The sequence below is a fragment of the Rhizobacter sp. genome (assembly GCA_021153565.1).
Lineage (GTDB): Bacteria > Pseudomonadota > Gammaproteobacteria > Burkholderiales > Burkholderiaceae_C > Albitalea.
Genome location: JAJKJU010000010.1, coordinates 22,553 through 31,112 on the forward strand (window position 1 = coordinate 22,553; position 8,560 = coordinate 31,112).

Below are 8,560 nucleotides of genomic sequence, written 5' to 3' on the forward strand. Positions count from 1 at the left end.
TCAAGCCGCTGGCGTGGCTCGCGGGCCCCCGCGCGCCTCGGCGGCACGCAGCGCTTCGGAATTGTCGGCCTCACCAGCCTTTCCGATCCACGGCGCCTTCTTGGGCAGCACCGTCTGATGAAGCCACGCCTCGATTTCGTCGGGCATCTTCGGCTTGCTGAACAAGAAGCCTTGCATCACGCCACAGCCGAGTCGGTGCAGTACTTCCATCTGGCGCAGGTTTTCAACGCCTTCGGCAATCACGCGCAGGCCGAGCGATCGGGCCAGCGCGATGATGGCGGTGACCACCGCCGAGCTTTGCGGCGTGAGACCCAGATCGCGCACGAAGCTGCGGTCGATCTTGAGTTCGGAAATCGGCAGCGTGGTGAGGTAGGCCAAGGATGAATAACCTGTGCCGAAGTCGTCGATGGAAATTTCGACGCCGATTTCATTGAGCCGATGCAGCGCCGGGATGACGTTCTGCAAATCCTTCATCAGGCCCGTCTCGGTGATCTCGAGTTCGATGGCGTGGTGAGGTACGCCGTACATCGTCACGGCCTGATGAATATGTTCGACCAGGTCGGTGCGCTCGAACAAACGATTCGGGAGGTTCACGGCGATCGAGTCCGAGAAACCGAAATTGTCTTTCCACAGCCGAGCCTGACGCGCCGTCTCGCGGATCGCCCACTCGCTCAGGGGGGTGATGAGGCCCGTTTCCTCAGCGAGCGGAATGAAGTCGGCCGGCGGAACCAGCACGCCATTGCGGTGCCAGCGCATGAGCGCTTCGGCGCCTACCATCTTGGCGGCGCGCACGTCGATTTTGGGCTGGTAGTGCAGGACGAGTTCGTTGCGCTCGATGGCCTTGTGCAATGCGCTCTCGAGTTCGAGCTTTTCGCGGCCCTTGCCGGCCAACTGCGGGCGGTAGAGCGATGCGGCATTGCGGCCTTGCGCCTTCACGGAATACATTGCCACGTCGGAGTTGCGCATCAGATCGGCGACCGACTGGCCGTCGCGTGGGTACATCGCAATCCCCACCGACGCGGTGACGAAGCATTCTTGCCCGCCCACGAAAATCGGCTCGCGCATCAAGTCGAGAATTCTCACCGCCACGCGTTCGGCGTCTCGCTCGTCGACGACTTCGGGCAGCAACGCCACGAACTCGTCGCCGCCCAGCCGCCCCACCGCTTCCAGAGTCCGGTGCGAACGCGAGCCCATGGCTTCGAGCGAACTTTCCATCACCTGTTCGGAGTGGCGCACGCATGAACGCAGACGCCGCGCGACTTCCATCAGCAACTCGTCGCCAGCGCCATGCCCGAGCGTGTCGTTGATGACCTTGAAGCGGTCCAGGTCGATCAGCAGCAAGCTCACCTGATGGCCGAGCCGCCTTGCATATTCGAGTGCACGCTCGGTGCGCCAGAGAAGCTGTCGCCGATTGGGCAACCCCGTCAGCGCATCGAAATTGGCAAGGTGCCGAATCTTGTCTTCGGCCATGCGGCGATCGGTCACGTCCTGCACGATGCCGGTGTAGCCGATCAGGTTGCCGTGCTCGTTGAACTCGGGCTCGGCCTCGGTGTGGATGATGCGCAGGCGCCCATCAGCCAGCGTCACCGGTATGTCGGTCGCCAGCACCGAGCTGTGGCCCATCACTTCGTGCAGCATCGCGATGAGACCGGCGCGGTCCTCGGCCGGCAGCATGCGCAGCAACTGGCGGAACTCGACGTTGGTGCCCGGCCCCATGCCGAACACCCTCAAGCCTTCGACCGAGAAGATCGGGCTGCCTTGCGAGCGCTTCCAGTCGAAGCTGCCCATGCGCGCCAGGTCTTGCGCGCGAGCGAGTTTGGACTTGCTGCGCTCGAGTTCGAGCCGTGTGCGCGACGATCGAAGCAAATAGCGCAGACGCCCGGCGAGAAGACTCCAGTGTGTGGACTTGACGAAAAAGTCGGTCGCACCTGCCTCGTAAGCGCGGTTGATGGAGGCGTCATCGTCCAGGCCAGTCAGCATGAGCACCGGCAGAGATTCGAAGCCCGGCAGCGCCCGCAGTTCGCGGCAAGTCTGGAACCCATCCATGCCGGGCATGATGGCGTCGAGGACGACCACATCGGGCAGCCAGTCGGTCAGGATCTGAATGGCGCGTTCGCCGCTGGTCGCCTCAATGATGTTGAAGCCCCGTTCACGCAGCGCAATCGACGTCAATAGCAAGTTCACCTCGTCGTCGTCGACAAGGAAAATCTGGGGCTGACCCAGCGGATCTTCGTCGCCTGGCGCAACGCTTGCGTTCATGTTTTGCCGTCCAACAGCCGCTTCAAGGCTTGTAGCACGATCTCAACCTCCGCGCACATCGCGTCGATGAGTTCGTCCAGGTTTTCGAGCTTGTCGGTGCGAATCTTGATTTCGACTTCAGCACAGAGCTGAGACAACTTGATGCCGCCAATGCTGGCCGATGACGACTTGAGAGTATGGGCAACATGTCGCACCCCAGTGTTGTCACCGGCACGACGGGACTCCTGCAGCTGCGGCATCAGTCTCGCCGCAGAGTTTTCGAAAGCCTTGATAACACGCGACAGCAAGTGGTTCTCGCCCTTGGGGTCGAGTTCGCGCAGACGGTCGAGGGCGCTCGCGTCGAGCACAGAATTTGCCACGTTGGCCCAGGCGGGGTCCGCGCCGCCTGAGGCGGCGGCTTCGTCCGAGGGGACGGGACTGTGGGGGCTCAATCGTTTTGTCAGCATGGCAAGCAATTGGCTTTGGCGAAACGGTTTGGACAGATAGTCATCGAAACCCAGCGCAAGGAAGCGGTCCTGGTCGCCGCCCAGCGCGTTGGCTGTCACGGCAATCACCGGAGTATGGCTTGGTGTGACGAAGCTGAACCGGTCGCTGTTTCCTCGCCGGAACCAGCTCAGCGCCTCCACGCCGTCCATGCCGGGCATTTGTACGTCCATCAGCACGAGATCGAAGTGTGCCTCACACAGCGCCCGAAGACCCTGCAACGCACCAGCCTCCACACGGACCTTGAGGCCAAGGTGGCGTAGCATTTGTCCGATGACCTCCTGATTGACCGGGTTGTCCTCGACTATCAGCACATGCCCCCGCAAGCGCGGCGGCATGGCAACAGTCTCGCGCCGCTGTGCCGAAGCCCCGAGGATGGCTTGCCACAGCTCGACCTTGCGCACCGGCTTGGCGACGAATCGGTGAAAACCCGCAAGCTGGGCTGTGCGCACGTCGTCCGGTGACGACACACTGGACAACAGGATCATTTTCAAGTCAGGGTGGGTGCCGGCGGCCTTGAGTGCGTGACCGAAGGACACACCGTCCAGCCGCGGCATGTGCATGTCCACGAGCGCGAGGTCGTAGTGGGTGTCGAACTCCGTCCTGCCCTGCAGGATGTCCAGCGCCTGCTGGCCGTCCTCGGCCAGCGTGACGTCCATGCCCCACGCGCCCAGCATGTTCTCGAGCACTGTGCGGTTGGTTTCGTGGTCTTCTACGACGAGCACACGCAGGGCAGCCAGTTCGGCGGCGTCGAGTTCGACCATCGCGTTCTCTCCTGCGGCCGGGCGCACAGGCACCTCGAAGATGAACTGCGAGCCAATGCCAGGCCGGCTTTCGACGCGGATGCTGCCGCCCATCAATTCAATCAACTGCTTGGAGATGGCCAGGCCAAGGCCTGTGCCTCCGTAGCGGCGCGACATGCCGCCGTTGGCCTGGGTAAAGGCGGTGAACAGTCGCGGCAGGGTGTCGGCGTCGATGCCGATGCCTGTGTCACGGACCTGGAAACCCAACACAAACCCGGAGTCGCTGAGCGGCGCCTCACTTGGCGCCCTGAGCTTCAGTTCGACCACCACCTCGCCACGTTCCGTGAACTTGATCGCGTTGGCGATCAGATTGGTCAGCACCTGCTGCAACCGCAGAGGATCGCCGTGCACAGAGGCCGGCAGCCCGGGGGCTTCATGGAAGCTCAGCTCAAGCCCCTTCTCGCGCGCCCGTGGCGCGAGCAATTCGAGCGTGTCCTCGACCACGCCGCGCAGCGAAAAATCGGTGGGCGCGAGTTCGAGCTTGCCCGCCTCGATTTTCGAGAAGTCGAGGATGTCGTTGATGATCTCAAGCAGCGACTCGCCTGAGCGGTACACCGCCTTCGCGAATCGCCGCTGCTTGTCGTTGAGCGGTGTGCCGAGCAGCAGCTCGGTCATGCCGAGGATTCCATTCATCGGTGTGCGAATCTCATGGCTCATGTTCGCCATGAACTGGCTCTTGGCCTGGCTCGCGGCCTCGGCCACATCTCGCGCGGCTTCGAGCTCGACCTCGTGCTGGTGGTCACGCGTCACGTCCGACACAAGGCCATAGACACGCATCGTGCCGTCGGGCAGCACACGGCTGCGCGTTCGCGAGCGCAGCCATCGCAAGCCCTTGGCGGGATGCTGGATGCGGTAAGTGATGGCGACGGCTTCGCCTCGCGCTTCACGGTCTCGCTGCCCGGCAAGCAAGACCCGGTCTTCCTCGACGAGGTTGGTGAAGATGGCGGCATGGTCGGCGTTGAAGGCCGAGCGCGAGATGCCGTAAGTGTCGAAGGCGCCGCTGCTGATGAACTCGAAATGCGATCGATCCGGGTTGCTGACGAAAAGGGTGTCCTCCACCGTCTCGGCAAGCTCCGTGTAGCGCGCCTGCGATTCCTCCAGCTCTCGCCGATCGCGACGCTCGGCGGTGACCTCGCGTGCGATGACAAGCAAGAGTCGCGGCGACCCGTCGGCGTAGCGAAGCACGACGTTGCGAATGTTGACCGTGCGAAGCCCTAACCGGCGTGACGGCCATTCACAGTCAACGTCCACCGGCGCGTGCTGGCGCATGGCCTGCAGCATCGCGGGCTCGGCCAGTTCGGCCAGGCGGAACTCAAAGAATTCGCGCAGCGTCTTGCCGATCATCTCGGATCGCTTGAGCGAAAACTCCTGTTCTGCATGGCGGTTGATCGCAAGAATCCGTCGATCGCCGGGCTCGAAGACGAAGAGGCTGATTGGCAGGTTCTCCGTGAGCACATTGAGAAACTCGCCCTCGCTGCCGAGCGGTGACTGGTGCACGAGGTCGGCGATGGCCTGCCTCTGCGGATCGGACTCGGTCGCAGGCCCTGCCGCACCATCGCGAAGCGCGACGCCTTCGAGCTGCCCCTTGACGAGAGCGAGCAGGCGCACAAGCGCCTGCGGCTCAACATCGAGTTCCACGCCCTTGAGTTCGAGCATGGCCACCACCTGGCCGTCATGCACCACCGGCGCGGCATAGCCGAGCGTCGGATTACCGGCCACCTTGGTGCTGCGCAGAGCTTCGCCGAGGGGAAAGCGTTGAGCCAGGGCCAGAGGCATCATGTCGTCGGCAGGCCCGTTAACCACGACACCTCGGGCGCCGAGTTCGTGAATCAGTTCCTCACGCGTTTCGCGCAAGGCATCGGGCAGGGTCGAGGCTTGTGCGATACGCCGCGTGATCAAAGTCGCGACTTCGTGCAGCGCGGCGTCGTCGAGCGGTCCCGCCTGGTCGGGCTCGATCCTGAGCGCGAGTTGCGCCTTCACTCGGAATCGACGCATGAGCAGCGCACCGATCAAGGCCACGATTGCGAGGCTGGCCAGTGCCGCACCGTCGCGTCCGGGGGTGAACAATGACGCACCTGCCGCGAGCGCGGCGAGGCAAAGTGAGACGCGGGAAAGATACGCCAGCATGCTGTAAGGAGGTAATGCGCCAAGGAAGAACGACGAAAGCGCGCCGACGCGACAGACAATATTCGCCCGGTCACACCTGTCTGATTTCGGCCTTCGACGATCGGACTTGAGTCGGCTTCACGCCCCCCACTTACTCGAAGCAGGGCAACGAGCGACAGTCGTTCAGCGACATGGCGTCGCACGACTGACGCACCATTTGCACGCTGATGCAGGCCTGCGTCAGGTGTCAGAGGCTGAGAGTAGCCAAGCTATGGCTGCGCTTTGCGCCTAGATCAGGCGCCTTTTTGACGTGCTGCTCGGACACGTTCGAAATACTCTCAGCCTCTCAGCAGGACTCATCGCCAATCGAATCGATCAGTCGAGTTGCGCTGCCGCCGTCAATGCACGCAACTCGGCGCGATTGATCTCGCTCACGCTCATCATGAGCTTGTCGGCCGCGGCGCGGAAGTCGAACAGGGATTCGGCCTCGATCGATTTCACGAGGTCGAAATATGGCTGGTAAGGCCCGGCCTCTTCGACCAGTGCCTGGTGCACGCGCTGCGGGACAGGAATCGTGCGCATCAGTTCGGCGAAGGGCTGCTTGAACATGCGGTCGAGCAAGGAGAAAACGCCGCAGATGAACATCTCGTTGCGCATCTCGTCGTCGCCACTCGAGCGAACCAGCTCCTCCATCAGCAGGCCGCGGCGAACGGCGGCGAACATCACCGGCTTGAGGTTGGTGTCCTTGCTGGCGGTGGCGAGCAAAAGCGCGAGCCAACGCTTCAGGCGCTGGTAACCGAGCATCATGATCGCGTGGCGGAAAGAACTGATCTCGACAGACAGCCCGAAGGCCGGCGAGTTGATATAGCGCATCAGCTTGAAGGCGAGCGACGGATCACGTTTCAGCGTGCCTTCCAGCTTTTCGATGGGTTCTTGCTTGTCGACACGATTGATCAACTCGACGATGACCTGCAGGTCGGTCTGCCCGGCGGCCTTGCCGCCGGCCGTCGACACGGTCACGGCATCGTCGATGGGCCAGCCCAGCACGGCAACGGCGCCGCGCGTGAAGCACGCGTCCATCTCGGTCACGTTGGAGATGCCCGACTGCACGTGCGGAATGCTTCGCGTCGCGGCGCCGGGGGAAAATGCGCCCTCGGCGCAGCGCCGGTCGTCGGACAATTCGATGATCGAATACTTGAAGCAGGGCAAGACTTCGCGTGGAAGCTCCTTCACCGGGCGCCCCTTGAGCAGCATGACGTTGCCGCGCTTATGCAGGCCCTGCAGCATCTCGATGTTGGCGGTGTCGCTGGCCATGAAGGCAGGAATCTCGATCCACACATTGCTCGAGATGTCGGTCTTCATGAGATCTTGCAAAAGGCTCTCGCTTGCGACGTTAAGCGAAACGCGGCCGCCGTCGGCCGGCCACACGCTTCCAACGGCATTCAGCAACTCAGCCGCATCGAGCTTCAAGTCGGGCCGCAGCGGAAAAACCGTGAGACGGGTGGCTGTGACGGCGCGGTTGCGATCGATGAACGGTGAATACCCGAGGGCCACCTGGCCGAGGATGGCATCAGTCAACGCATGCTCCGGTAGAACTAACCGTTGAGGTACTGGAACAGCGACAGGCGCTGAACCATCGAGTACGACTTCAAGGCGGCATCGTAGCCGCTTTGCTTGTTCTGGAACGCAGAGATGGCCTGCACCATGTCGAGGTCTTCCGCGCTGGATTTCTCGGTTTCTCCCGCTACCCTCTGGCCGTCGAGCCGATCATTGACACTGTCGATGCGGTTCAACGTGACGCCTGCGTCCGAGCGGGCGGCCTGCATTCGCGTCATGACCTGATCGATATTGCGCAGGTTCATCGTGCTGTCCTGCGTGATCTGCGAACTGCGCTTGCCCGTGGCGGACAGGTCCGCGACCGCTTTGTCCAGCGTGTCGAACACGCTCAGGGTGGGAGTGGAAGGCGTCAGCTGGAAGACGTCGCCATTGGCGGGCGTCCCCGCCACGTTGACCGCCATGCCATCGATCTGGATCGCCGTGCCCGATTGGTAGGCGACGTTGGTCTGCGCGGTGGGTGCGCCATCCTTCAGGACCGAATAGGTCACCACACCCGCAGTGTTGGTGAACTGCAGGTCGTAGGTAGACCCCGTGATCGCCGAAGGGTTGACGACGCTGCCGGTGTCGATGGTCGCGCTGCCATTGCTCACGGTCACCTTGGTTTCAAACACACCGTTGCCGGTGCGTGCCGACAACCAGGTGGCACCACCATCCATGGTGATCGGCAGGCCTTCTGTGCCCGCGATCTGCGACTGCCCCGCCGTGCCCCGAAACTGCACCGCCCCGGGAGCGTCGATGAAGGGGGCCTGCGACGAGCCCTGCCCGCCAAAGAGATAGCCGTTCGCACCGTCGCTGCGGTTAGCGACCGCGTACAACTGGTCGCGGATGCCCTTCAGTTCAGTTGCGACGCTCTTGCGCTGCGGGTCGCCGTAGCTGCCGTTGCCGGCAGACACGATCAGTTCGCCGGCGCGCTGGAGCAGGTCGTTCGCATCACCAAGGGCGCTTTCGGTCTGCGACATCAGGCCTTTGCTGGCCTCCACACCACGCTTGTCGGCGTCGATGCGCGCGATGCTTGCCAGTGCGCGTTCTGCACGAGCAGCAGCCGTCGGGTCGTCGCTCGCCTTGTTCACGCGCTTGCCTGTCGTGAGCTGCTGCTGCGCTTCGCCCAACTCGGATTGCCGCTTTTGCAACTGCTGCAAGGACGTATCGAAAGCCTGGGAGGTACTGATGCGGTTCATGAGAGTCTCTTTCAGGACATGGCCCGGAATAATTTTCCGTTTTGGGGGCGCAGGGCGGGATGCGATGCAAGGCGCTCCGAGCGCCGTGTGGCGAGCCACACAAGCGAGGAGCAA

Annotated in this window: 4 protein-coding genes; all 4 read right to left on the reverse strand. The window is 62.8% G+C overall.

What is annotated here, in order from left to right; genetic code table 11:
• The 4 genes from AC30NL_RS00970 to flgL all read right to left on the reverse strand — a co-directional run bounded on the left by AC30NL_RS00970 (position 1) and on the right by flgL (position 8,446).
• Positions 1 to 2,259, reverse strand: coding sequence for a putative bifunctional diguanylate cyclase/phosphodiesterase (locus AC30NL_RS00970; RefSeq protein ID WP_489462143.1), 2,259 nt, complete (start codon positions 2,257 to 2,259; stop codon positions 1 to 3).
• On the reverse strand, positions 2,256 to 5,672 hold the full coding sequence (locus AC30NL_RS00975; protein WP_489462144.1) for a response regulator: 3,417 nt from the start codon (positions 5,670 to 5,672) through the stop codon (positions 2,256 to 2,258). The genes AC30NL_RS00970 and AC30NL_RS00975 overlap by 4 nt, the downstream gene beginning before the upstream one ends.
• Positions 5,673 to 6,026: 354 nt before the next feature.
• On the reverse strand, positions 6,027 to 7,229 hold the full coding sequence (locus AC30NL_RS00980; RefSeq protein WP_489462145.1) for an EAL and HDOD domain-containing protein: 1,203 nt from the start codon (positions 7,227 to 7,229) through the stop codon (positions 6,027 to 6,029).
• Positions 7,230 to 7,246: 17 nt separating this feature from the next.
• Positions 7,247 to 8,446, reverse strand: a complete 1,200-nt coding sequence (gene flgL, locus AC30NL_RS00985; protein WP_489462146.1) for a flagellar hook-associated protein FlgL — start codon at positions 8,444 to 8,446, stop codon at positions 7,247 to 7,249.
• Positions 8,447 to 8,560 lie beyond the last annotated feature (114 nt).